The sequence below is a fragment of the Clavibacter sp. VKM Ac-2873 genome (assembly GCF_015351075.1).
GTDB lineage: Bacteria > Actinomycetota > Actinomycetes > Actinomycetales > Microbacteriaceae > Clavibacter.
Genome location: NZ_JADKRS010000003.1, coordinates 183,022 through 205,888 on the forward strand (window position 1 = coordinate 183,022; position 22,867 = coordinate 205,888).

Sequence of the window (22,867 nt, forward strand, 5' to 3'; positions counted from 1 at the left end):
ATCAGCGCCCGGTGCCGTCGACCGCGAACGGCTCGATGCCGGCCAGCTCGTCGTCCGTGAGCGCCGGGGCGCCGGCCGCGGCCACGTTCTGCTCCAGCTGCTCCACGCTCGACGCGCCGATGAGCGCGCTCGTGATCCCCGGGTGCCGCAGCACCCACGTGAGCGCCAGCTGCGCGAGCGTCTGCCCGCGCCCCTCGGCGACCGCCTGCAGGCCGCGCGCCCGCTCGAGGTAGACGGACGAGACCGCGGACTCGTCGAGGAACCCGCTGGTGGCGGCGCGCGAGTCGGCGGGGATGGATCCCGACAGGTACCGGTCGGTGAGCAGCCCCTGCGCGAGCGGCGAGAACACGATGCAGCCGGATCCCGCCTCCTCCAGCACGGGCAGCAGCCCGCCCTCGACGTGCCGGTTGAACATCGAGTAGCTCGGCTGGTGGATGGTCAGCGGCACCTTGTGCTCCGCCAGCGCCGCCACCGCGCGCGCGGTCTGCTCGGGCGAGTGGTTGCTGATGCCCGCGTAGAGCGCCTTGCCCTGGTGCACCGCGGTCGCGAGCGCGCCCATGGTCTCCTCGATGGGCGTCTCCGGATCCGGGCGGTGCGAGTAGAAGACGTCGACGTACTCGAGGCCCATGCGCCCGAGGCTCTGGTCGAGGGACGCGAGCATCGACTTCCGGGATCCCCACTCGCCGTAGGGGCCGTCCCACATGAGGTAGCCGGCCTTGGAGGAGATGACGATCTCGTCGCGGTACGGGCGGAGGTCCTCGGCGAGGATCCGGCCGAACGCGGTCTCGGCGCTGCCGGGGGGCGGGCCGTAGTTGTTGGCGAGGTCGAAGTGCGTGATGCCGAGGTCGAACGCGCGGCGGACGATGGCGCGCTGGGTGTCGATCGGGCGGGCGGTGCCGAAGTTGTGCCAGAGGCCGAGCGACAGCTCGGGGAGCTTCAGGCCGCTGCGGCCGGAGCGGCGGTACGGCATGGACGAGTAGCGATCCGGATGAGCGGCGTAGGTCATCCGCCGAGCGTACCGAGGGCACGCGGCCCGCTCCGTCCGCGCGGCGGACCCTCCTCCCGCTGTCCGCCCGCGACAAGCCCCTAGGCGGTCGGCGAGGGAGGGCATTCACTGGGAGCGTGCACACCATCCACTACGCCGACGGGCGCTACCTGACGGGCGACGACATCGCCCGGGCCGTCGTCGAGTGCGCCCAGGCGCTCGCCCGGGAGGGCATGGCGGCGGCGACCGTGACGGTGCCCGTCTGGCTGCCGGAGGGCGGCGTGGGCGAGGTCCGGATCCTCATCGGCCCGGCCAGCCAGATCGTGGTGGAGCCGGCCGGCCCCGCGGAGGACGAGCTGCGCGACCCGGAGGCCGTCGAGCGGATCCGGGCGATCTCCGTCCGCGCCCGCCAGTCGCAGTCGGGCACGAGCGTGAGCGCCGACCGCCAGGACGGCGCGTCCGTCCCCGGGCTCGAGGACCTGGACTGACGGCACGCCCGCCACCCCGGCGCGCGCTCCCTCGCCGACCCGGGAGGATGGAGGCATCCCACCCGCATCGACGCGAGGAGCCCCCATGCCCGACACCGCCGTCCCCTCCGCCCTCCTCCACCTCCGGGCGTCCGGCGTCTCGCTGGTGCTCGACCTCACGGAGGGCCGCCTGCCGGCCGTCGTGCACTGGGGCGCCGACCTCGGCGACACGACCGCGGCCGACCTCGCGACCCTGGCGCTCGCGGCCGTCGAGCCGATCGCGGGCAGCGTCGCCGACGACCCCATCCGCCTCGCGATCCTCCCCGAGGCCCACACGTCGTGGACCGGGAAGCCCGGCCTCGAGGGCCACCGCGACGGCGCCGACTGGTCGCCGCTGTTCCGCGTGACCGCCGCCGCCGTCGACGGCGATCCCCTCCCCGCGGGCGTCGACGGCCACCCGGGATCCGCGTCCGTCGGCCCCGCGCTCGTGCGCGTCGACGCCGTCGACGAGGTCGCGGGCCTCGGCCTCGCGCTCGACGTCGAGCTGCTGGCGTCCGGCCTCGTGCGCACGCGCGCCGAGGTCACCAACCTCGGCGAGGGGATCTACTCCGTCGGCGGCGTCACGCTCGCGCTGCCGCTCCCGGCCGAGGCCCGCGAGATCCTCGACTTCGCCGGACGCTGGGGCCTCGAGCGCACTCCGCAGCGCCGCGAGCTCGTCGTCGGGATCCACGAGCGCGAGGGCCGCAAGGGCCGCACCGGCCCCGACGCGGCGACCCTCCTGTCGGTCGGCACGCCCGGCTTCGGCTTCCGGCACGGCGACGTCCGTGGCGTGCACGTCGCGTTCAGCGGCAACCACCGCCACTACGCGGAGCGCCTGTCCACCGGCCGCCAGGTGATCGGCGGCGGCGAGCTGCTGCTGCCCGGCGAGGTGCGGCTCGCGCAGGGCGAGGCGTACGCGAGCCCGTGGGTCTACGCCGCGTTCGGCCACGGCCTCGACGACCAGGCCGCCCGCTTCCACCGCCACCTGCGCGCCCGCGACACGCACCCGCGCCGCGACCGGCCCATGACGATCAACGTGTGGGAGGCCGTGTACTTCGACCACGACCTCGCGCGCCTCACGGACCTCGCCGATCGCGCCGCGGCCCTCGGCGTGGAGCGCTACGTGCTCGACGACGGCTGGTTCCGCCACCGCCGTGACGACCACGCCGGCCTCGGCGACTGGTACGTCGACGAGGGCGTGTGGCCCGACGGCCTCGGCCCGATCATCGACCACGTCACGGGCCTTGGCATGGAGTTCGGCATCTGGTTCGAGCCCGAGATGGTGAACGAGGACTCCGACCTCGCGCGCGCCCACCCGGAGTGGATCATGGCCACGGGCGGCCGCCTCCCCGTGCGCGCCCGCGACCAGCAGGTGCTCGACCTCGCGATCCCCGAGGCGTACGCGTACGTGCTCGAGCGGATGACCGCGATCCTGTCCGAGGACGACATCGCGTACATCAAGTGGGACCACAACCGCGACCTCGTCGACGCCGGCATCGCGCCGCGCGGCGAGGCGGGCGTGCACCTGCAGACGCTCGCGGCGTACCGCCTCATGGACGAGCTCAAGGCGCGCTTCCCCGGCCTCGAGATCGAGTCGTGCTCGTCCGGCGGATCCCGCGTCGACCTCGGCGTGCTCGAGCGCACCGACCGCGTGTGGGTCTCCGACTGCATCGACCCGCTCGACCGCCAGACGATGATGCGCTGGACCATGCAGCTCCTCCCGCCGGAGCTGATGGGCTCCCACATCGCCTCGGGCGTGAGCCACACCACCGGTCGGGCGCACCGCCTGGCGTTCCGCGCGGGCTCGGCGCTCTTCGGCCACCTCGGCATCGAGTGGGACCTCGCGCAGGCCACCGAGGAGGAGAACGCGGACCTCGCCGAGTGGATCGCCCTCTACAAGGAGGAGCGCGCGCTGATGCACACGGGCACGGTCGTCCGCGCGGACGAGAGCGACCCGACCCTGCTGGTCTACGGCGCGGTCGCCGCGGACGCCGGCTCCGCGCTGTTCTTCCTCGCGTCGATCGGCCGCTCCGAGGTCTCCCCGCGCGGCCGCTTCCTGCTGCCGGGCCTGGATCCCGCGCGCCGCTACCGCGTGGAGCCGGTGCGCGTCGGCACCCCCGAGCCCGGCTTCGCGGCGCCGGCCTGGTGGGACGGCGTCGAGCTGACCGGCCGCGCGCTCGCGACCTCGGGCCTGCACGCGCCGCTGATGCTGCCCGAGTCGATCGCGATCCTGCGGGTCACCGCGATCTGATCCGCATTCGGCCTGTGGAGGAACGGCCCGTGCTCGCGGAGCTCTCGCTACCTTCAGCGCCACCGGCGCTCCTGACGCGACGGTGACGAACCTCGAGGCCTCTTCCCGCACCAGGACCGCTGCATGATCCACGCACGCGATGACGCTGCCGATGACCTCGTGGTCGCCATGAAACGCCGCCACGCACCTCATCGCAGAAACGGATCCTCATGCGCATCACCACGAAAACCCTGTCCACCGCCGCGCTCCTCTGCTTGTTCGTCGGAGCAGGAAGTGCCGCCTACGCCGGCACCTCTTCCTCGCATTTCGACGCCATCGTCCCCCGATTCCAGCAGCCTTGGGATTCCGCCGCCCAGACGAAGGCCTCGACCGGAGGGCAGGGCTTCGTCTCCTTCGACACGATCGGTGGGGACTACCGCATGAACGCGCGCATCTGCGATGGCGGGAACGGCTCGTGCGGTGCGGAACTCAAAGAGGTCGCGCAGGGACAGGGAGCTCTCCCCGACTCCCCCTTCTCAGCAGGGTCCCGCGTGCACCTCCAGCTCCACGCCACCCCGTACAACTTCGTCCGAGTGGAGGCCATCGGCTCTTGGGCCAGCAACTGATCACCTGCGGAGCCCACCATCGCGGGCTACGCAGCTCCTCGCGACGCCACGAGAAGGAGGTGGGGTGAGATGCTGCGCCTCGCTCTCGACCGAGCCGTCGGTCCCACGCAGATCGTCAGCGCGTCGCTCCTGCCCGCTCTCGCAGTGATCTCCGTGTTCCACAGCATGGATCATTCCCGGGTCGTCGACCGCTACGGGGTGTTCGCGGCGGGCATGCTCTCGCCGTCGCTCATCCTGATGCCGCTGATCGTCACGCTGCTCACGTGCGTGAGATTCTCGTCGGAGCTGGCACATCGCTTCATCAGCCTGCAGCAGACGCGCTGCGACGCGCGGCTCCTTCTCGCCACTCGCTATGGGATGGCGGTGGTGATCGGCTTCTCCCTCGCTTTCCTCTTCTCCTTCGTCTCCTATGTGACGGCATTCCACATCTGGCCTCTCCTCGGCGACCCGGGGATCGATCCGGCGAGTTACATGCTCACTCCGGAGCAGGCCGTGGAGCACACCCAGCAACGGGAGGCGTTCGGCACCGTCCTGCGCTTCGGCGACCTCCTGTTCGGTCTCGTCTACTCGAGCTGGTTCGGCTTCTGCGGCGCGGTGTACGCGGCCATGGGCATCACCGCCTGCCTGCTCGTCCGGAATCGATTCCTGGCGCTCGCTGTCCCCATGCTGGTCGTCTTCGGCGAGACGTTCGTCGCGGAGATCCTGGGACACCCCGTTCTCGCCCTCTACTTCTCCGCGGTGCCGTTCGGCCTCTCCTTCTCCGGCGACGCGCAGGTCGTGCTCCCCCACCTCGTCCTCGCGGCCGCCGTCGCCGTGGTGGCGGTCATCGCCGTCCGGCGGGTCCCGTTCGGCGGCCGGCTCTCGTGAGCTTCCTCGACCGGATCACGAGCATCCCCGCACTGATCCTGGCCGCTCTCGCCGTCGCGTCCGGCGCGTACACGCGCTCATTCGAGCAGGCCTCCCCGACCGGCGTCCGTCTCACCCAGACGAAGCTCATGCTCGATGAGGTGACGGACACCCGGTTCCTCGCGAACGTCGTGCTCCTCGCCTGGCTCGTCGCGCTCGTCATCCGGGCGCCCGTCGACGCGATGCCCGACCGCCTCATCCGGCACGGCAGCTACCGCTACGCGATCCTCGCCGCATGCCGCGACGGCATGGCCTGGGCACTCGCGATCGTGCCGCTCCTCCTCGCGGCGATGTACGTCACCGCGCTCGGACTGCCCTTCGCCGACGACGGCACGCAGGGGATCGAGGGCTACAGCGCTGCGCAGCAACGGCCGGGGTGGCCGTGGCTGGCGCTCGTGCTCGGCACCATCGCGCTCGCAACCGCCCTCCTGCTCGTGACCCAGGTCATCGCGCTCGCCCTGCACATCGCCGTCCCGATCCCAGGACTCGACATCGTCTTCGCCGTCGCGGTCGGGATGCTCGCGCTCCTCTCCGCCGCAGGGGTGGTCGACGCCAGCTCGCCTCTGAACCTCAGCCACCTCACGACCGCTCAGACCGTCACGGCCGACCCCGGCACCGCGATCGGCAGCTGGGCGGCCGTCACGATCGCGTGCGCCACGCTCCTCCTCGCGGTCCGCGCGAAGGACCGCACGCACCGCTCGCGTCCCGCGCTCCTCGGGCAGCGCAAGGGATGAGGGCCTGGATCGCGCTCGTCGCCGTGGTGGGCGCGTGCCTCGCCGGGCTCTTGGCGATGCCCGCCGATCCGCTCCTGGTGGACGACGTGCCGACGACCGCCGTCGACCGTCTCGCGTCCGCCCTCTCCGGCGACGGCACGATCCTCCACCTCCTCGGCGGCCTCATCGTCTACGGCGGCTTCGCGTTCGTCCTGCAGCTGCGGGAGTCCCACGAGGCGCGCGGCATGCTGCTCCAACGGCTCCTGCGGTACGGCTCGGCCACGCGGTGGGCCGCGGCGCGCACCCGGCGCCACGCCGTCGCGGCCGTCCTGTACCTCGCGGTCGTCGCCGCGCTCGGCCTCGGGTCCGCCGTCCTCACCGGATCCGGGCCCGTGCTCCCCGACCCGGATCGCCTCGTCCTCCTCGCCTGGCAGTACCTCCTCGGGGGCCTGCTCCAGCTCGGGATCTACTCGGCCCTCGTCCTCATCGTCACCTGGCTCGCGCGCGGTCCGGCCGCCGGGCTCCTGACGGTCGGCGTCATCGTCACCGGCGGAGCGCTGCAGCTCGAGTCGCGGACGTGGCTGCCCGTCCAGCTCGCCGACCTCGCCGTGACCCGCGGCGGGTGGCCCGAGGTCGGCGACGGCACCGCCACGCTCGGCCTCGCGGTCGCGATCCTCGGGCTCGCCCTCACCGCGCTCGTCAGCTTCACCCGCCCCGCCTGATCCCCGACCGACAAGGAGAACCATGCCGATCATCACCCTCACCGGCGTCACGAAGGTCTTTCGCGGGAACACGCTGTTCCAGGGCGTGGACCTCGCCCTGGAACGCGGCCGCACCTACGGCCTCGTCGGGCCCAACGGCTGCGGCAAGTCCGTCCTGTTCAAGCTGATCTGCGGCTTCATGCGCCCCGACTCGGGCGTCATCGACATCGATCCCGACCTCCTCTCGCCCGGCCGCACCTTCCCGGACCGGTTCGGCGCGATCATCGACGGCCCGGCGTACCTCGCGCACCGCACGGGGCTGCAGAACCTGACGGAGCTCGCGGCGATCCGGAAGCGGATCACCGTGGACGAGGTGCGCGATGCCATGCGCGCGATGGGGCTCGACCCGGATTCCCGCACCCGCGTCCGCAGCTACTCCCTGGGCATGAAGCAGAAGCTGTCGCTCGTGCAGGCGCTCATGGAACGTCCGGAGGTGCTGCTGCTCGACGAGCCGTTCAACGCCCTCGACGCCGAGAGCGTCGAGCGCCTCACCGCGGAGCTGCGTCGGCAGCAGGGCCTCGGCACGACGATCCTGTTCACCAGCCACGAGCGCGAGCACATCGACGCGCTCAGCCACGAGGTGCTCGAGATCACCGGAGGACGGATCCGGAACACGACGCGCCCCTGACGCCGGAGCATCAGGAGCGCGCGGCGGGCCGCATCCGGATCAGGCGCCGGGCGCCGCATCCCCCGGCTCGTCGCTCCACGCGCGGCTGACCGTGAGGCCGTCGCCGTCGGGCGCGAGGTCGACCCGCACCGCGTCGCCGTCGCGGATGTCGCCCGCGAGCAGCTCCCGCGCGAGGCGGTCGTCGATCTCGCGCTGCATGAGGCGGCGCAGCGGCCGGGCGCCGTACAGCGGGTCGTGGCCGCGCTCGGCGAGCCAGCGGCGCGCATCCGGCGTGACGCCGAGCGAGAGCCGACGATCCGCGAGCCGCACGCCGAGGCGGTCGATGTAGAGCTCCACGATCTGCGCGAGATCGTCCATCGACAGCGTCTGGAACACCACGATGTCGTCGAGCCGGTTCACGAACTCCGGCTTGAAGGTCTGGCGCACGAGCTGCTGCACGGCCTGCTCGCGCTGGTCCAGCGGCAGCGTCTGGTCGCTGATGAACTGCGAGCCGAGGTTGCTGGTGAGCACGAGGATCACGTTGCGGAAGTCGACCGTGCGGCCCTGCCCGTCGGTGAGCCGGCCGTCGTCGAGCACCTGCAGCAGCACGTCGAACACCTCGGGGTGCGCCTTCTCGACCTCGTCCAGCAGCACCACGGAGTACGGGCGACGCCGCACGGCCTCGGTGAGCTGGCCGCCCTGCTCGTAGCCGACGTACCCGGGAGGCGCGCCCACCAGCCGCGAGACGGCGAACTTCTCGCCGTACTCGCTCATGTCGATGCGCACCATCGCCTTCTCGTCGTCGAACAGGAACTCGGCGAGCGCCTTCGCGAGCTCCGTCTTGCCGACGCCCGTGGGCCCGAGGAAGAGGAAGGACCCGGTCGGCCGGTCGGGATCCGAGATGCCGGCGCGCGTGCGGCGCACCGCGTCCGCGACGGCCCGCACGGCCGGCTTCTGCCCGATGAGGCGCTTGCCGAGCTCCTGCTCGAGGTGCAGCAGCTTCTCGGTCTCGCCCTGGAGCAGCCGGCCCACGGGGATCCCCGTCCAGGCCGCGACGACCGCCGCCACGTCCTCGGCGGTCACCTGCTCGTTCACCATGCGGTCCTCGTCCGACGGCACCGACTCCGCGGCCTCCGCCTGCGCGACCTCCCGCTCGATCACGGGGATCTCGCCGTACAGCAGCCGCGACGCCTTCTCGAGGTTCCCCTCGCGCTGTGCCCGCTCGGCGCGGATCCGCAGCTCGTTGAGCTCGTCCTTCAGCTTGCCGACGCGGTTGACGCTCGCGCGCTCCGCCTCCCAGCGCCGCTGCAGCTCGCCGAGGGTCTGCTCGCGCGCCTGGACGTCCTCGCGCAGCTTCGCCAGCCGTGCCTTCGACGCCTCGTCCTTCTCGCGCTTGAGCGCGAGCTCCTCGAGCCGCATGCGGTCGACCGCGCGTCGCAGCTCGTCGATCTCCACGGGCGACGAGTCGATCTCCATCCGCAGCCGCGACGCGGCCTCGTCGATGAGGTCGATGGCCTTGTCCGGCAGCTGGCGGGCCGGGATGTAGCGGTTGGAGAGGGAGGCGGCCGCGACGAGCGCCGCGTCCGTGATGGGCACCTGGTGGTGCGCCTCGTACCGGCCCTTGAGCCCGCGGAGGATCGCGACCGTGTCCTCGACGCTCGGCTCGCCGACGTAGACCTGCTGGAAGCGGCGCTCGAGCGCGGCGTCCTTCTCGATGTGCTGGCGGTACTCGTCGAGCGTGGTGGCGCCGATGAGGCGCAGCTCGCCGCGCGCGAGCATGGGCTTGAGCATGTTGGACGCCGCCACGGATCCCTCGCCGCCGCCCGCGCCCATGAGCGTGTGCAGCTCGTCGACGAAGGTGATGATCTCGCCGTCGGCGTCGTCGATCTCCTTGAGCACCGCCTTCAGCCGCTCCTCGAACTCGCCGCGGTACTTCGCGCCCGCGACGAGCGCCGCGAGGTCCAGCGACACCAGCTGCTTGCCCTTCAGCGAGTCGGCCACGTCGCCCGCGACGATGCGCTGGGCGAGGCCCTCGACCACGGCGGTCTTGCCGACGCCGGGCTCGCCGATGAGCACCGGGTTGTTCTTGGTGCGCCGCGTGAGCACCTGGCTGATGCGCCGGATCTCCGCGTCGCGTCCGATGACCGGGTCGAGCTTGCCGCTCTTCGCGATCTCGGTCAGGTTCACCCCGTACTGCTCGAGCGCGGTCTTCGCGTTCTCGTCGGTGGCGGGTGCGCCCTGCATGTTGGCCACTGCGTTCCCTTCGGTCGTACTTGAGTCGTGCGGGCTCAAGTTTACTGCCGGATCCGACTCAGCGCCACCGGCCGACGCCTCAGGGCGCGGCCCCCGCCCGGTAGGAGCTGAAGTCGCTGGTGTGCACGGCCGCCGGGTCCATCACGAGGCGCAGGTCGTAGGCCGCGCAGTCCGCGAACGTGCCGATGCTGAACGCCGTCGACGATCGGCGCAGCACGCCCTTCGACGGCCCGTCGCCGCCGATGCCCGCGCGGTGCACCATCCACCCCACGTCGCCGGCCTCGTCGACCAGGTACCGCATGACCGCCTCGTTGTCCCGGTGCTGCCCCTCGAAGCCGCGGGCGATGGTGGCGCGGATGAGCCGGAGGGGTGCGGTGAGCGGCCGGTCGGGCGCGGCGCTCAGGCCGCCCGCCTGGTAGAGGAACCGGTCGACGCCGTTGCGGCGCATGGCGGGGACGAGCCGGCGGACGAACTCGGTGTTCACGGGGCGCGTGCGCTGGGCGGTCGCGTCGCCCAGCATCGAGATGACGTGGTCGGCGCCGGCCACCAGCGCGTCGAGGTCGAGCTCCTCGGTGATGGATCCGCGGATCACCTCGAGGTCGGGATGCGTCGCGGTGAGCTTCGCGGGCGTCCGCGCGAGCGCGCGCACCCGGAACCCCTGCTCGAGGGCGAGCCGGATGAGGTGCCGGCCGGTCTGGCCGGTACCGCCGAGCACGAGGAGGGTGGTCTGTCGATCCACGGGGGGGGTCCTGTCGTCGGGTGCGTCCCGGAGGGCGCGATGTGCGGGACGCATCCGCGCCCCGCGCTCAAAGTAGGCGCTGCCTATAAAATAGTCAATGACTACTCGTCCGATAGGATCCCGGCATGACGACGCGGCCCTTCCACCACGGGAACCTCCGCGCCGTGCTGCTCGAGCAGGCGGAGGCGATGCTCCGCGCGGACGGGATCGAGGGCCTGTCCCTCCGCGAGCTCGCGCGGCAGGCGGGCGTGAGCCACGGCGCCCCGCGGAGCCACTTCATCGACCGGCAGGCCCTGCTCGACGCCCTCGCCGAGCGCGGCTTCACGCGGCTCACGGAGGACGTGCGCACCGCGCTCGGCGGCCGCGGATCCCTGCACGCCCGCTTCGTGCGCGTCGCCTCGGCGTACGTCGAGTTCGCCGTCGAGGACGCCGCGCTCATGGAGCTGATGTTCCAGGCGAAGACGAGCGCCGCCGCCGGGCCCGTGCGCGACGCGTCGACGCGCCTGTTCCAGGTGCTCGACGAGGCGATGGGCGATCCGGCGGATGCGGATGCGGATGCGGACCTCGACCCCGACGGCGACGCCCGCGAGCGGTTCAAGCTCCTCTTCGCCGCCACGATGCAGGGCATCGCCGCGCTCGTCGCCGCCCGGCGCATCACGCGCGCGCAGGGGGACGTGCTCGTGCGCGAGGCGATGGACGCGATGCTCGAGTCGCGGCTCGGCGCGCGGGCGGTGACCCGGCGCTGACGCGCTAGGCGAGCGCGGGGATCCCCTCCACCGCGATCGCGACGTCCTCCGTCACCAGGTCCGCGTTCGCCATCGCGCCCGCCATGGTGCCGGCGGCCATCGCCACCGGCACGTTCGCCGACGCGCTGGCCGCGTTGCCCGCGACGAGGAGGCCGGGGACGCTCGTCCGGCCCATCGGATCCACCGCGACGAACGGACCCCAGGGCGTGTCCTCAGTGGCGGCGCCGAGCGCGCGGGCCAGGCCGTCGCGGGGCGCGACGCCGGGCATCGCGAAGAGCGAGTCGAGCGGGAGGGTGCGGCCGTCGGCGAGCTCCACGCCCTCCAGTGCGCCGCGCTCCCCGAGCACGCGCACGACCGCGGCCTCCTCGACGCGGATGCCGCGGGCATCGATCCCGGTGCGGGTCGCGGCGTCGATCCCCAGGGGCGCACCGTCCGCCGTGCCGCCCGCGACGAGGAAGGTGACGTCGGCCGACCACTGCCGGAGCATCTGCACGTGGTGGAGGCTGCCGGGTCCGGTCGCGAGCACGCCGATGCGGCGGTCGCGCACCTCGTAGCCGTCGCAGTACGGGCAGACGACGACGCCCGCGCCCCAGTGCGCGGCGAGGCCGGGGATCCCGGGCAGGACGTCGGCGAGGCCCGTCGCCAGGATCACGCGGCGGGCCGTGACCTTTGCGCCTCCGTCGAGCGCCACGCGGAAGCGCGGGCCGGCCGGGCCGTCGAGCGCCGCGACCGCCTCCACCCGCCCGTCGACCACGACGCCCCCGTAGCCCTCGATCTCGCGTCGGCCCTCGGCGACGAGCTCCCGCGGCGGCTTCCCGTCGTGGCCGAGCACGCCGTGCATGTGCGCGGCGACCGCGTTGCGGGGCTGGCCGGCGTCCACGACGAGCACGCTCCGGCGGGCCCGCGCGAGCATGAGCGCCGCGCTCGACCCCGCGACCCCGCCGCCGATGACGACCGCGTCCCACTCGTGCTGACCTTCGATGCGCTGCGTGATGTCCATGGATCCACCCTCGACGCTCCCGGCGCTTCGCGCACGGCACCTTGCGGCATGCGCAAGACTCGGGCTCCGGGCGTCGGGGTTCAGCGCACGAGCGCCTCGATGCGCCGCACCACGTCGGCGGGCGACGGCAGCGCGCGCATCTCGTCGGCCACGGCGGCGGCGGCCGCACGCGCGGACGCATCGCCGAGCAGGTCCCGGATCCGCGCGGCGAGCTCCCCCGGCGTGGCCCGGGCGTCGAGCATCGCGCCGGCGCCGAGGTCGCGCACCCGCTCCCCGTTCGGCAGGTGGTCGGCGCCGAGCGGCAGCACGAGCAGCGGCACGCCATGGGAGAGCGCCTGCGTCAGGGTGCCGGATCCCCCGTGCGTCACGACGAGGTCGGCCGCGGCGAGCGCCCCGTCCTGCGGCACGTACCGCTCGACGCGGACGCGCGGGCTGCCCGTCGGGAACCCCGCCGGGTCGATCTCGGGCCCCGTGGTGACCAGGGCGCGCACCGGGAGCGACTCGAGCGCCGCGATGATCCGCGGCAGGAGGTCGCCGGACGCCCGGTTGAAGACGGTGCCGAGCGTCGCGTAGACGCGGTGCGGCTCGTCGCCCGCCGCGAGCCAGGCCGCGGCGGGGTGGTCGCTCCTCGGCTGCGGCGCGTCGGAGCGCATGCGCGTCGTCGCGCCCCGGGGGGTCCGCTCAGCCCGGAGCGCGGGCGGGAACGGCACCACGGTGAGGGCGCCGTGCACCCCGTGCAGATCGGGATCCGGCGCCAGGCCGGCCTCCGCCCGGAACGCCTGCATCGGCTCGCGGAGCCGCTCGAGCCACGCGTCGGACGCGGTCGCGAACACCTCGACCACGACGCACGGGAGCCCGGAGAGCTCCGCCGCGACCATCGCCCCGAAGTCCTGCCCGTCGCAGACCACGACGTCCGCCGCCCAATCGGCGGCGATCCCGACGACGGCGTCGCGTGCCTCGCGGGCGCTGTCGCCGAGGAAGTACGGCGCGACGTTCGCCAGCAAGCCGGATGAGGTGACGGGCGTGAGGATCCCGGTGCCCCCCTCCCGCCAGGACGCGTCGGCCGTCGACGGCATCGTCGACACCTCGCGCGGGTGCAGGTGGTCGAAGCCGGTCTGGTCGCGCACGACCGACCGCGCGCCGCAGACGGCGGTCTCGTGGCCGGCCGCCCGGGCCGCGTGCGCGAGGGGCAGCATCGGGCCGAGGTGGCCGCGGCCGCGGGCGAAGGAGAAGAGGATGCGCAGGGGCGCCTCGGTCGTGGGCATCAGGGCGTCAGCGCTCCTCGTGAGGTGGGCGGAGCGGGCGGACCCGCGGGAGCCGGCGGACGGCGGACGACGGCCGCGGAGCCGGAACGTCGACCCTCGCATGCGCCGCCCGACGTCGCCCGCGGCCCTCCCCAGGCGCCGCGCCCGCCGCCCGCCCGCCTGCCGGACCCGCCACCGGGCCGCCCCCTCGTCAGTGCCGGTGCTCGGTGTCCCACACGGGGAACGGATCCGCGTAGCCGTGCCACGCATCCGGTCCCGCCACGAGCTCGTCGGCCCCGAGGAGGCAGGCGCCGAGGATCCGGTCGAGCAGGGCGCCGTCGAGGTGCTCGCCCACGAACGCGATCTCCTGGCCGGCGGGCGAGTCGGCGTCCCAGCTGCGCATGGCGGTGGGGTCGAGGCTCAGCACGTCGCCCGCGGTCGCCCAGGATCCGACGGTCGCGGGCCGGGTCGCGAGGCGCACCAGCCCGCGGGAGCGCACGATCCGGCCGACCGGGCCGGGCACGAGGTCGTGCGCGACGGCCGTGTGCAGGCGGCCGGGGTGGAACGGGCGCGGGTCGCGGAAGACGTGCACGCCCATCCCGTCGGCGGACGTGGGGGCGGCCTCGCCCGCGAGCGCGACCTGCCAGCCCATGCCCGCGGCGAGCCGCCTGGCCCGCTGCCGACCGATGCGGAGGGGCGACGGCACGAGCGAGCGCCGGTCGGCCGTGGCGATGACGCGGGCGTCCGGGGCCAGGTGCGCGAGCAGGGCGACGGCGCGGCGGGCGTCGGGGGTGGGATGGTCGGGATCCAGGTCGTCGAGCACCACGACGCTCGCGCACTCGAGCCGCCCGGCCAGCCGCTCGGCCGCGTCGAACGGCGTCGCGTCGGCGTGGCCCGGGTCGAGCAGCAGCTCGCGGATCTCGGCGACGGAGGAGACCGCGACCACGTCGAGGATGCCGATGGGCGTGGATCCGGGATGCCGCGCCTCGACCACGTGCTCCAGCACGAGCGCGACCTCGAGCGGATCCGCGGCCGGCTCGAGCGCGACGACCGCGAGCCCGGTGCGGCCGTCGTCGGCGTCCGCGATGAGGCCGTCGGCGATGTCCGCGCCGAGGTCGCCGCTGTCGCCGCCCGGCGCCTCGACCACGGCGGGCGGGGCCGACGGAGGTGCGCCGACGGCGGCCGCCGCGACGCGCGCGGCGGCGTCGAGGTCGCTCGCGGAGACGAGGGTGACGGCCAGCCCGCCGCGGGTGACGGACGGACGGGCATCGCGGTGGGGATCCATCCGCCCAGCCTAGAAGAGAATCGTTCTCATCAACGCCGCGAGGGATGTCGCCGCGGCGACCTAGGCTTCCGGAGGGGATCGAGAGCCCGAGGAGACGGCATGACCGACGACGTGGATCCGCGCGACGACAGGCGCGACGCCACGAGCGAGACGGTGCGCTTCGGCCTCGACGGCATCGTGCACGAGATCGACCTCGATCCCGCCGGCGCCCGCGCCCTCCGCACCGCGCTCGCGCCGTACGTCGCCGCCGGGCGGCGCACGACCGCGACGATCACGCCGATCCAGGACGAGCCCGCGCGTCCCGCAGCCGGCCCCGCCGGCGCAGCACCGACCGGCGAGCGCGCCGCCGCCCGCGCCTGGCTCGAGGCGAACGGCCACAAGCTCGGCCCGGGCGGCCGCATCTCGGCCACGCTGATGACGCTCTACCGCGGCCGCGACGGGCGCTGATCCGCCGAGCGCGGCGCCGACCGCAGCCGCGCGCGACGATGCGTGAGCGCCGACCGTCTTCTGTGCAGGAGCCATGCCGCGTGATCGAGCGCCCCCTTGACCTCCGTTCGCGCGGCTCCTCGCGCGATCCCGCATCCACTCGATCCGACGGAGGAACATTGCACATCATCATGCGAACGACGGCGGCAGCCGCCATCGCCGGCGCCCTGTCCATCGGCCTCGCCACGCCCACGACCGCAGACGCTGCGACCGTCGGGATCCATGTCTCCATCGGTTCGCACGTGGACCGGGAGGCGCGGTTCGCGCTGCCGGCGCCGAAGCGCCTCACCGGCCCTGATGACGGCACCGCTCCCCTCACCGTCCACGTCACGCAGCGCTCGATCTGCGCCGGCACGACCAAGTGCGTCGCGTTCAGCGGCACCGGCGTCCCCGGCCAGACCGTCGTGGTCACGTACGAGGTGACCAAGGACCCGCTGTTCGGCGACCGCGGCGCGGCGGGCATCACCACCGTGTCGGAGAAGGTGGACGTCGACGGCACCGGCAACTGGTCGCTCAACACCGAGTTCCCGAACGCCGTCGTCACGAAGGACGCCGCGGGCACGCGCAGCGTGGCGTACCACGTGGTCGAGTCGGACGACGTCCTGACCCTCGTCGCCACGGCGCGGTTCGCGGGAGCCATCCCGATCCGCTGATCCACACCACGGCACCGAGACGCCCGAGGGGCTGGCGCGACCGCGTCGGCACCTCGGGCGCCTCGCTGCCGGCCCACCCCGACGCACGACGCCCGCCGGCCGAGGGTGCGGCGCGACGGGCGCGTGGACGAGCGGGAGCGGATCAGCCGAGCGACACGGCCGTCCACGACACGGGCGGCAGCGTGATCGTGAGGGTGCCGTCGGCGAGCGTCGCCGACGCGTTCGGCGTGAGGCCCACGCGCTCGCGGTCGTCGAACGTGTTCTTCGCGTAGACGTCCTCGTCGTGGATCCCCACGGCCTCGAGCACCTCGGAGACCGCGAGCCCGGCGACGTCGACCTCGAGGGTGAGCGCGTCCGCCAGGCTGCGGTTCACGAGGAAGACCGCGGCGCGGCCGGTGGCCTCGTCGAAGGTCACGACGGAGTCGACGAGCGGCGCGGTGCCGTGCACCTCGGTCTCGTACGTGCCCACGTCGATCCGCGGCTTCAGCACCTCGCCCTGCGCGAGCCGGCTCGTGACCGAGAACGGGAAGAACGTGGTCTGGCGCCAGGCGCCGCCGCCGGTCTCCGTCATGATCGGCGCGATCACGTTCACGAGCTGCGCGAGGCTGGCCGACGTGACGCGGTCGCTGTGCTTCAGCAGCGTGATCATGAGATTGCCGAGCACGACCGCGTCCGCCACCGAGTAGACGTCCTCGAGCAGGTGCGGCGCGTAGGGCCAGCCCTCGGTGATGACGCCCGACTCCTGGTGCTCGTCGAGGTACCAGACGTTCCACTCGTCGAACGAGATGTTGATGGTCTTGTCGCTCTTGCGGCGGTACTTGACCTGGTCGGCCGACGCGACGACCGTGCGGATGAAGTACTCCATGTCGAGCGACGAGGCGAGGAAGCTGCCGAGGTCGCCCTTGCGCTCCTGGTAGTAGGCGTGGGCCGAGATGAAGTCGACCGAGTCGTACGTCTTCTCCAGCACCGTCCGCTCCCACTCGCCGAAGGTCGGCATGCCGGATCCGCTGCTGCCGCACGCGACGAGCTCGAGGGTCGGGTCGACCATCTTCATGGCGCGGGCGGTGCGGCCGGCGAGCGTGCCGTAGTCCTCGGCGGTCATGTTGCCGACCTGCCAGTCGCCGTCCATCTCGTTGCCGAGGCACCACATCTTGACGTTGTGCGGCTCGGGCGATCCGTTGGCGATGCGCTGGTCGGAGAGGGCGGTGCCGCCGGGGTGGTTCGAGTACTCGAGGATGTCGAGCGCCTCGAGCACGCCGCGCGTGCCGAGGTTCACGGCCATCATCAGCTCGCTGCCGGTGAGCTCGCACCAGCGCGCGAACTCATCGAGGCCGACCTCGTTGGTCTCGAGCGAGTGCCAGGCGAGGTCGAGGCGCTTCGGGCGCTCGGCACGCGGGCCGACGCCGTCCTCCCAGCGGTAGCCGGAGACGAAGTTGCCGCCGGGGTAGCGGATCGTGCTCGTGCCGAGCTCCTTGACGAGGTCGACGACGTCGCCCCGGAAGCCGTCCGCGTTCGCGGTGGGGTGGCCGGGCTCGTAGATGCCGTCGTAGACGCAGCGGCCGAGGTGCTCGACGAACGAGCCGAAGGTGCGGCGGTTGACGGGGGCGACGACCGCGGTGCGGTCGATGGCGATCCGGGCGTCGGCCGACGGGAAGGCGTCGGTCGTCGAGGGGGCGTCGGTCATGGAGTGGTCCTTCACTTCATCGGGAGCGGGGCCGATCGACGCCGGCAGTGCCGGGTGGATCCGAGCCGTTACAACGTTGTAAGAACAACGTCCCCTCATTGTCCCGGGGGCGCGGGGGACGTGTCAACGCGGGCGGCGGCCGGGCTGCCGCTAGCGTCGTGGGGTGCCCGCATCCGACCACGTCCGGCGCCTGCGCTCACGCGTCGGGCACGACCTCCTGCTCCTGCCTGCGGTGACCGCGGTGGTCCAGGACGGCGACCGGTTCCTGCTGGCGCGGCAGCGCGACACGGACCGGTGGAGCCTCGTCGGCGGCGCGGTCGAGCCCGGTGAGGATCCCGCCGAGGCGCTCGCGCGCGAGGTGCGGGAGGAGCTCGGCGTCGAGCCCGAGATCGGAGCGATCGTCGGGGCGTACGGCGGCGCCGCGCTCGAGGCGACCTACCCGAACGGCGATCGCGTCGCGTACGTGACGGTCGCCTACCGGTGCGTGCTGCCCGCGGCCGAGCTGTCGCTCGACGACGACGAGCTCGTCGAGGTGCGATGGGCGCGTCGGGCGGAGGTGGACGCTCTCGACCGGCACGAATGGATCGACCGGGTGCTGGACGACGCCGCGAGAGCACCGCGGGCTGTCCCCACGCATGCCCTCTTCCTCGGCGGGCGCTCGGGCGTCGGCAAGACGACGGTGGCGGCGGAGGTGTCGCGGATCCTCACAGCGGCCGACGTCGCCCACGCGCTCATCGAGGGCGACGGGCTCGACCAGGCCCACCCGGAGCCGTGGCGGCAGGGGATCCCCCTGGCCGAGCGGAACCTGGCGGCGATGTGGCGCAACTACCGCGAGGCCGGCTGGACCCGCGTGATCTACACCAACACGGTCAGCGTGCTCGAGCTGCCCGGGCTCACGGCGACGCTCGGTGGCGAGGTCGAGGCGGTCGGCGTGCTGCTCACGGCCGACGACGCGACGGCGGCCGCCCGGCTGGCGGGACGCGAGATCGGGTCGGGGCTCGCGGAGGCGATCGGCCGGAGCGCGGCCGCGGCGCCGCGGTTGGCGGCGGGGGCACCGGCCGGGGTGCATCGGGTGGCGACCGACGGGCGGAGCGTCGCGGAGATCGCGGCGGAGGTGGTGGGGCTCAGCGGGTGGCTCGGAGGCTGACGACGCGCCGTGCCGGGCCGACTCGTCACCCTATCCGCGGCCAGTCGCTGGTCAGATGCGCCTCGATGGCGCGGTGCCGGAAGCCGTAGGACGTGCCCCGGTCGATGATGCCGCGCACGGTGTCCAGGCGCTGCGCCGTGGTGCCGACTTCCGTGGCCCTCGACCGCCCCATCTCCTTCGCGATGCGGGTGAGCGTGCGCTCCTCGGCGGGCAGCGCCGCCATCGCCTCCACGAAGGCCCGCTCCCGCGGGGGCAGCCTCTCGAGGATCCGCTCGACGTGCGCGGCCGCCTCGCGCTCCGCGCCTCGCCAGCCCGCGTGGACCTCGTCGCGGGTGATCGTCGTGCCGGAGCCGGCGTACCAGGCGCGCTCCCCCGCCAGTTGGAAGAGGAACGGTTCCCCGCGGCACAGGTCGACGATCGCGGCCGCGGCGTCCTGGTCCATGCGGACGCGGCGGGTGCGACCCGAGCCGTCCGCGACCTGCCAGCCCGGCACGACGAAGTCCTGCAACGCGGCGCGGATGTCCTCGTCGTCGATCGCGGTCAGGACGGTCGTGCGGAAGCGCCGGGCGAAGGTCGCGCCCTTGTGGGCGCCCGCCCGGTCCTCGAAGTCCGGCAGGCCCGTGAGGTACACCGCGATGGGCAGGGACCGGCGCACGTGGGCACCCCCGGGGATCGCGACCTCCTCCTCGTGCGTGATGGCGTCGCCGAGGGCGATCAGCAGCTGCGAGAGCGTCCGCTCGTCCGTGATGTTCTGCACCTCGTCGACATGGACGAGGGCGACCCGGTCGTGCCGCATCGCCGCGCGGCCGACCTCGACGAGCAGCGCCGTCAGCGCGGTGTACGGCTCGGGGCCGCTCTGCTCGGAGCCCCGCACGGTCAGCGACAGCCCGGCCGCCGCGACCGTCTCCACCCGGCCGATGGCCTCCCTGATGCGCTTCTCGCGCAGGGAGGGCAGGCCAGCGACGCGCGCGAGCTCCAGCACGGCCGCGGCGACCGGCTTCAGCGGATCGGCACCGAGGGGGATCCGGAGCTGCGGCGTGACCCAGTCCCCCTCACGGGCGGCGGTCTGCGCGATGCGCCGCACGAGGGAGGACTTGCCGAGCCCGGGTTCGCCGAGCACGGTGCGCCCGCGCTCGGGGAGGCCGCGCAGGAGCCGGGGGCGGACCACGTCCCGCCAGTCGCTGAGCTGCTCGGTGCGGCCCGCCCAGATCTCCGGGACGGTGTCCGAGCCGGGGCTGAACGGGTTGTCGGTCGCGTCGCGCATGTTGGTAACATTACCAGCGCTCACGCGACTTGATAATGTTACCAACCGAGAGCGGATCTGAGCGCGGATCAGGCCGGCCCCACGTGCCTCCCCGGGACCGGGCTCGAGTACACGACGTGGGTCGTGATCCCGCCGAGGGCGGCGAGGCGGCCCGTGATGCGCTCGAGGTCGCGCATCGAGCGGGCGTGGACCTTGATGATGAAGCAGTCGGCGCCCGTGACGTGGTGCGCCTCGACGATCTCCGGCACCTCCGCCACGAGTGCGTGGAACGGGCGGTAGTCGCCCGACGGGTACGCGAGGCGCACGAACGCGGTGACGGCCCAGCCGAGGGCCTCGGGATCCACCGTGATGGAGTAGCCGGTGATGATGCCCGCCTCGGTGAGGCGGCGCACGCGCTCGGCGGTCGCGCTGGCGGAGAGCGATACAGCCCGGCCGAACTGCGCGACGCTCATCCGGCCGTCGCCCTGGAGCTCGGCGATGATCGCGTGGTCGGTGGCGTCGAGGGTCAGCGGCGGATTCGTCGGCATGCGGCCGAACCTACCGGGCGATCCGCGGCGCGACGGCCCCGATGCCGGGCGACGGCCCTTCCTCGTGCCCGGTCCGTGGCGCTTCGATGGAGGCATGCAGACGAGCATCACCGCGACCGACTTCCTCGCCGCCAAGCTGACCTACGAGACCGATCCGGCCGACCTCGCCGCCGACCGCGCGAGCGGCGCGGCGCCCCTCGTGGTCGACGTGCGGTCCGACGCGTCGTGGGCGCAGGGGCGGATCCCGGGTGCCGTCCACATCCCCGGCGCCGGGCTCGCCGCGCGCGCCGCCGCCGCGCTGCCCGACCGCGACGCGCGCATCGTCGTCCACTGCTGGGGCCCCGGCTGCAACGGCAGCACGCGCGCGGCCCTCACGCTCGCGACGCTCGCCTACACGCGCGTGCAGGAGCTGATCGGCGGGTTCGAGCACTGGGCGCGCGAGGGGTTCGCGGTGGTCACGGATGCGGGGCGGACGCGGCGGGAGGCGGATCCGCTGACGGCGCCGGTCGGCTGAGGACGAGGGCGCGGTCGCTCAGCCGCTCAGCCGACGACGGGCACGGCCTCCGCGACCGCGGCCACCGCCAGCTCCGCCAGCCGGTGGTCACGCTCCTCCTCGTGGGCCGTGATGGTGACGACCGCGTCGCGGGATCCGTCGACCAGCACGTACTGGCCGTAGCGGCCGTCGAGGCGCCAGGTGTCGCCGGGGCCGTCCCAGGTCGCGAGGCCGTAGCGGGCGAAGGGCGCGGCGGGGTCGTCGGCGCCGGTCGGGACCCAGGATCTGTGCATCCGGTCGACCCACCCGGCGCTCACGAGCTGCCGGCCCTCCCACGCACCGCGGTCGCGCAGCAGCCGGCCGATGCGCGCGAGCTCGCCGGTGCGCAGCTCGAGGCCGCTGCCGCCCACGATGAAGCCGAGCGGGCAGCGGTGCCACTGCGGGTTCTCGATGCCGAGCGGCGCGAAGAGGCGCGGGAGGAGCCAGTCCCGCACGTCGCCGACGGCCGCGGCGAGCATCCGCATGGCGACGTACGGGCTCGCGTCGCTGTAGCGGAAGACGGCGCCGGGGCCGCGGGTCGGGAGCCCGAGCATCGCCTGCGCGAGGTCCGGGCCGGGCACGGGCTCGTCGCCGAACCACGCGAAGTCGATGCCGCTGGTCATGGTGAGCAGGTGCTCGACGGTGACCTCGTCCACGCCTGTGCCGAGGTCGAGGTCGGGCAGCAGCTCGGGGATCCGGGTGTCGAGCCGCAGGATCCCCGCGTCCACCGCCATGCCGACGGCGAGCGCGCACACTCCCTTGGACACCGAGTAGAGGTTCTCGCGGTCGTTGCTGCGCCAGCGGTGCGCGGCCTCATCGCCGCCGATCCGCACGACGGCGCCGTACGCGCCGAGCCGCTCGCGGTCGATGCCCTCGACGAGGCGGGCGAGGGCGTCGGCGGCGGTGCTCATGGATCCAGTGTGGCGCGGCGCGGGGGCCCGGGCAGGCCCCTTCCCCGGCTGGGGGAACCATGCGATCGTGGCAGCTCGGCACACGGCAGGGGACGGCATGAGGCTCGCGACGCGGATCACCATCGGGGTGCTGGCGGCGGAGCTCGTCGCCCTCGCGGTCCTGCTGCTCCTCGCCGCCCGGTGGGAGGACATGGGCTGGCCCGCGCTCGGCATGGGGCACCCGCTGATCGCGCTGGGCTTCCTGCTGCCGCCGCTCGTCGTGGTGACGGCGGTCGCGCTGGTGCTGCTGGTCGGTGCGCGGATCCTCGTCGCGGAGGCCGGGGCATGGCGCGCCCGCCGCGCGCCCGCCGCCGCGGACGGGATCAGCGCATCGCCGCATCCCGCTGCGCGTCGGTGAGGGCGCGGTCGGCGTAGACGAGGCGCATCACGGCCGGGTCGGGGTTGCCCGGATCCGGCCCGCGGTGCGCGAGCGTCAGACCCGCCTTCTCGGCCACGGCCGCCGAGGCGCGGTTGTGGGCGACGAGGTAGGCGACCACCGGCAGCTCGGGGCGGAGGATCCGCGCCCGCGCGATCGCCCGCGTCGCCATCTCGGTCGCGTACCCGCGACCGTGCACGGCCGGCGCGAAGCGGTAGCCGAGGTTCCAGAAGGCGTCGTGCGCGATGCCGCAGCCGCCGAATCCGACGACCGCGTCGGCGCCCCGCTCGCGCACGATCCACGTGCCGAGGCCGTCGCGCTCCCAGGCCTCGACGCGCGTGCGGAGGAAGCGGTCGGTGTGCGCCGGATCCGTCACGCGCAGCGACGGGTGGTGGGTCCAGACGGCCGGGTCGGAGAGGATCGCGTGCACCTCGGCGGCGTCGTCGGCCGACGGGCGGTGGAGGTCGAGCCGGGCGGTGCGGTCCTCGGTCTCGGTGAGGCGGGCGGACGGCACGCGTCGACGGTAGCGGAGACGGGGCGCTCGACGCCGTCGCCCGAGACGGTCGTTCCGAGACGCCATCGGACGGCACGCTCGTTCGCGATCGGACTCCCGACCGAAACGCCGGGGAAACAGTGGTTGGTTAGCG

At 73.7% G+C, this 22,867-nt stretch carries 24 protein-coding genes; 13 read left to right on the forward strand and 11 right to left on the reverse strand.

All coding sequences use genetic code 11. The features are described from left to right. Window position 1: 1 nt before the first annotated feature. Window positions 2-1,006, reverse strand: coding sequence for an aldo/keto reductase (locus ITJ44_RS10730; protein WP_194635353.1), 1,005 nt, complete (start codon window positions 1,004-1,006; stop codon window positions 2-4). A 116-nt stretch (window positions 1,007-1,122) separates the two neighbouring features. Here ITJ44_RS10730 and ITJ44_RS10735 point away from each other — a divergent pair, with 116 nt between their 5' ends. The 7 genes from ITJ44_RS10735 (at window position 1,123) to ITJ44_RS10765 (ending at window position 7,355) form a co-directional block, all read left to right on the forward strand. Continuing rightward, window positions 1,123-1,473: a hypothetical protein gene (locus ITJ44_RS10735; RefSeq protein WP_194635355.1), complete on the forward strand. Its 351-nt coding sequence runs from the start codon at window positions 1,123-1,125 to the stop codon at window positions 1,471-1,473. Between the two features lie 85 nt (window positions 1,474-1,558). After that, complete coding sequence (locus ITJ44_RS10740; protein ID WP_194635356.1) at window positions 1,559-3,742, forward strand: alpha-galactosidase; 2,184 nt, start codon at window positions 1,559-1,561, stop codon at window positions 3,740-3,742. 209 nt (window positions 3,743-3,951) lie between these two features. After that, the gene (locus ITJ44_RS10745; RefSeq protein WP_194635358.1) at window positions 3,952-4,347 is read left to right on the forward strand and encodes a hypothetical protein; all 396 of its coding nucleotides are present in this window, start codon (window positions 3,952-3,954) and stop codon (window positions 4,345-4,347) included. A gap of 69 nt (window positions 4,348-4,416) precedes the next feature. Further along, window positions 4,417-5,214, forward strand: a complete 798-nt coding sequence (locus ITJ44_RS10750) for a hypothetical protein (protein WP_194635360.1) — start codon at window positions 4,417-4,419, stop codon at window positions 5,212-5,214. Then, window positions 5,211-5,987: a hypothetical protein gene (locus ITJ44_RS10755; RefSeq protein WP_194635362.1), complete on the forward strand. Its 777-nt coding sequence runs from the start codon at window positions 5,211-5,213 to the stop codon at window positions 5,985-5,987. The genes ITJ44_RS10750 and ITJ44_RS10755 overlap by 4 nt, the downstream gene beginning before the upstream one ends. Continuing rightward, window positions 5,984-6,688 (forward strand): hypothetical protein, encoded by a 705-nt coding sequence (locus tag ITJ44_RS10760; RefSeq protein WP_194635364.1) that lies wholly within the window; start codon window positions 5,984-5,986, stop codon window positions 6,686-6,688. The genes ITJ44_RS10755 and ITJ44_RS10760 overlap by 4 nt, the downstream gene beginning before the upstream one ends. 22 nt (window positions 6,689-6,710) lie before the next feature. Next, window positions 6,711-7,355 carry an ATP-binding cassette domain-containing protein gene (locus ITJ44_RS10765; RefSeq protein ID WP_194635365.1) on the forward strand — a complete coding sequence of 215 codons (645 nt, stop codon included), beginning with the start codon at window positions 6,711-6,713 and terminating at the stop codon, window positions 7,353-7,355. 39 nt (window positions 7,356-7,394) lie between these two features. Here the strand turns inward: ITJ44_RS10765 and ITJ44_RS10770 are convergent, their stop codons facing one another. Both ITJ44_RS10770 and ITJ44_RS10775 read right to left on the reverse strand, forming a co-directional pair. Continuing rightward, window positions 7,395-9,587 (reverse strand): AAA family ATPase, encoded by a 2,193-nt coding sequence (locus ITJ44_RS10770; protein ID WP_194635368.1) that lies wholly within the window; start codon window positions 9,585-9,587, stop codon window positions 7,395-7,397. A 79-nt stretch (window positions 9,588-9,666) separates the two neighbouring features. Continuing rightward, window positions 9,667-10,326, reverse strand: coding sequence for an NAD(P)-dependent oxidoreductase (locus ITJ44_RS10775; protein ID WP_370551677.1), 660 nt, complete (start codon window positions 10,324-10,326; stop codon window positions 9,667-9,669). 125 nt (window positions 10,327-10,451) lie between these two features. On the opposite strand from ITJ44_RS10775, the gene ITJ44_RS10780 reads away from it, so the two are divergent. Then, window positions 10,452-11,072: a TetR/AcrR family transcriptional regulator gene (locus tag ITJ44_RS10780; protein ID WP_194635372.1), complete on the forward strand. Its 621-nt coding sequence runs from the start codon at window positions 10,452-10,454 to the stop codon at window positions 11,070-11,072. A 4-nt stretch (window positions 11,073-11,076) separates the two neighbouring features. Here ITJ44_RS10780 and ITJ44_RS10785 read toward each other — a convergent pair whose 3' ends face one another. The 3 genes from ITJ44_RS10785 to ITJ44_RS10795 all read right to left on the reverse strand — a co-directional run bounded on the left by ITJ44_RS10785 (window position 11,077) and on the right by ITJ44_RS10795 (window position 14,601). Beyond that, a complete protein-coding gene (locus ITJ44_RS10785; protein WP_194635374.1) occupies window positions 11,077-12,072 on the reverse strand; it encodes an NAD(P)/FAD-dependent oxidoreductase in 996 nt (331 codons plus the stop codon). 80 nt (window positions 12,073-12,152) lie between these two features. Next, window positions 12,153-13,337 (reverse strand): glycosyltransferase, encoded by a 1,185-nt coding sequence (locus tag ITJ44_RS10790; protein WP_194635376.1) that lies wholly within the window; start codon window positions 13,335-13,337, stop codon window positions 12,153-12,155. Between the two features lie 190 nt (window positions 13,338-13,527). Continuing rightward, window positions 13,528-14,601, reverse strand: a complete 1,074-nt coding sequence (locus ITJ44_RS10795; RefSeq protein ID WP_194635378.1) for a GTP-binding protein — start codon at window positions 14,599-14,601, stop codon at window positions 13,528-13,530. 99 nt (window positions 14,602-14,700) lie between these two features. Here ITJ44_RS10795 and ITJ44_RS10800 point away from each other — a divergent pair, with 99 nt between their 5' ends. Beyond that, a complete protein-coding gene (locus ITJ44_RS10800) occupies window positions 14,701-15,048 on the forward strand; it encodes a histone-like nucleoid-structuring protein Lsr2 (protein ID WP_194635380.1) in 348 nt (115 codons plus the stop codon). A 170-nt stretch (window positions 15,049-15,218) separates the two neighbouring features. Next, on the forward strand, window positions 15,219-15,740 hold the full coding sequence (locus ITJ44_RS10805; RefSeq protein WP_194635382.1) for a hypothetical protein: 522 nt from the start codon (window positions 15,219-15,221) through the stop codon (window positions 15,738-15,740). A 142-nt stretch (window positions 15,741-15,882) separates the two neighbouring features. Here ITJ44_RS10805 and ITJ44_RS10810 read toward each other — a convergent pair whose 3' ends face one another. Beyond that, window positions 15,883-17,424 carry an alpha-N-arabinofuranosidase gene (locus ITJ44_RS10810; protein ID WP_194635384.1) on the reverse strand — a complete coding sequence of 514 codons (1,542 nt, stop codon included), beginning with the start codon at window positions 17,422-17,424 and terminating at the stop codon, window positions 15,883-15,885. Window positions 17,425-17,587: 163 nt separating this feature from the next. Between ITJ44_RS10810 and ITJ44_RS10815 the strand changes: the two genes are divergently transcribed. After that, window positions 17,588-18,571, forward strand: a complete 984-nt coding sequence (locus ITJ44_RS10815; RefSeq protein ID WP_194635386.1) for an NUDIX domain-containing protein — start codon at window positions 17,588-17,590, stop codon at window positions 18,569-18,571. 25 nt (window positions 18,572-18,596) lie between these two features. Here the strand turns inward: ITJ44_RS10815 and ITJ44_RS10820 are convergent, their stop codons facing one another. Then, a complete protein-coding gene (locus ITJ44_RS10820; RefSeq protein ID WP_194635388.1) occupies window positions 18,597-19,835 on the reverse strand; it encodes an ATP-binding protein in 1,239 nt (412 codons plus the stop codon). Between the two features lie 68 nt (window positions 19,836-19,903). Beyond that, entirely contained in the window at window positions 19,904-20,362 is a 459-nt protein-coding gene (locus ITJ44_RS10825) for an Lrp/AsnC family transcriptional regulator (protein ID WP_194635390.1), read from the reverse strand. A gap of 94 nt (window positions 20,363-20,456) precedes the next feature. Here ITJ44_RS10825 and ITJ44_RS10830 point away from each other — a divergent pair, with 94 nt between their 5' ends. Continuing rightward, complete coding sequence (locus tag ITJ44_RS10830) at window positions 20,457-20,876, forward strand: rhodanese-like domain-containing protein (RefSeq protein WP_194635391.1); 420 nt, start codon at window positions 20,457-20,459, stop codon at window positions 20,874-20,876. 26 nt (window positions 20,877-20,902) lie between these two features. Here the strand turns inward: ITJ44_RS10830 and ITJ44_RS10835 are convergent, their stop codons facing one another. Further along, complete coding sequence (locus tag ITJ44_RS10835; RefSeq protein WP_194635393.1) at window positions 20,903-21,805, reverse strand: serine hydrolase; 903 nt, start codon at window positions 21,803-21,805, stop codon at window positions 20,903-20,905. A 67-nt stretch (window positions 21,806-21,872) separates the two neighbouring features. Between ITJ44_RS10835 and ITJ44_RS10840 the strand changes: the two genes are divergently transcribed. Further along, the gene (locus ITJ44_RS10840) at window positions 21,873-22,202 is read left to right on the forward strand and encodes a hypothetical protein (RefSeq protein ID WP_194635395.1); all 330 of its coding nucleotides are present in this window, start codon (window positions 21,873-21,875) and stop codon (window positions 22,200-22,202) included. Here the strand turns inward: ITJ44_RS10840 and ITJ44_RS10845 are convergent. Then, window positions 22,168-22,734, reverse strand: a complete 567-nt coding sequence (locus ITJ44_RS10845) for a GNAT family N-acetyltransferase (protein WP_194635396.1) — start codon at window positions 22,732-22,734, stop codon at window positions 22,168-22,170. The two genes, ITJ44_RS10840 and ITJ44_RS10845, sit on opposite strands and share 35 nt — an antisense overlap. Window positions 22,735-22,867 lie beyond the last annotated feature (133 nt).

Bases quoted from the DNA above. Each gene is read 5' to 3' on its own strand.
- ITJ44_RS10730 (WP_194635353.1), bottom strand. From the start codon at position 1,006: ATGACCTACGCCGCTCATCCGGATCGCTACTCGTCCATGCCGTACCGC.
- ITJ44_RS10740 (WP_194635356.1), top strand. From the start codon at position 1,559: ATGCCCGACACCGCCGTCCCCTCCGCCCTCCTCCACCTCCGGGCGTCC.
- ITJ44_RS10745 (WP_194635358.1), top strand. From the start codon at position 3,952: ATGCGCATCACCACGAAAACCCTGTCCACCGCCGCGCTCCTCTGCTTG.
- ITJ44_RS10750 (WP_194635360.1), top strand. From the start codon at position 4,417: ATGCTGCGCCTCGCTCTCGACCGAGCCGTCGGTCCCACGCAGATCGTC.
- ITJ44_RS10760 (WP_194635364.1), top strand. From the start codon at position 5,984: ATGAGGGCCTGGATCGCGCTCGTCGCCGTGGTGGGCGCGTGCCTCGCC.
- ITJ44_RS10765 (WP_194635365.1), top strand. From the start codon at position 6,711: ATGCCGATCATCACCCTCACCGGCGTCACGAAGGTCTTTCGCGGGAAC.
- ITJ44_RS10780 (WP_194635372.1), top strand. From the start codon at position 10,452: ATGACGACGCGGCCCTTCCACCACGGGAACCTCCGCGCCGTGCTGCTC.
- ITJ44_RS10785 (WP_194635374.1), bottom strand. From the start codon at position 12,072: ATGGACATCACGCAGCGCATCGAAGGTCAGCACGAGTGGGACGCGGTC.
- ITJ44_RS10790 (WP_194635376.1), bottom strand. From the start codon at position 13,337: ATGCCCACGACCGAGGCGCCCCTGCGCATCCTCTTCTCCTTCGCCCGC.
- ITJ44_RS10795 (WP_194635378.1), bottom strand. From the start codon at position 14,601: ATGGATCCCCACCGCGATGCCCGTCCGTCCGTCACCCGCGGCGGGCTG.
- ITJ44_RS10800 (WP_194635380.1), top strand. From the start codon at position 14,701: ATGACCGACGACGTGGATCCGCGCGACGACAGGCGCGACGCCACGAGC.
- ITJ44_RS10805 (WP_194635382.1), top strand. From the start codon at position 15,219: ATGCGAACGACGGCGGCAGCCGCCATCGCCGGCGCCCTGTCCATCGGC.
- ITJ44_RS10810 (WP_194635384.1), bottom strand. From the start codon at position 17,424: ATGACCGACGCCCCCTCGACGACCGACGCCTTCCCGTCGGCCGACGCC.
- ITJ44_RS10820 (WP_194635388.1), bottom strand. From the start codon at position 19,835: ATGCGCGACGCGACCGACAACCCGTTCAGCCCCGGCTCGGACACCGTC.
- ITJ44_RS10825 (WP_194635390.1), bottom strand. From the start codon at position 20,362: ATGCCGACGAATCCGCCGCTGACCCTCGACGCCACCGACCACGCGATC.
- ITJ44_RS10830 (WP_194635391.1), top strand. From the start codon at position 20,457: ATGCAGACGAGCATCACCGCGACCGACTTCCTCGCCGCCAAGCTGACC.
- ITJ44_RS10835 (WP_194635393.1), bottom strand. From the start codon at position 21,805: ATGAGCACCGCCGCCGACGCCCTCGCCCGCCTCGTCGAGGGCATCGAC.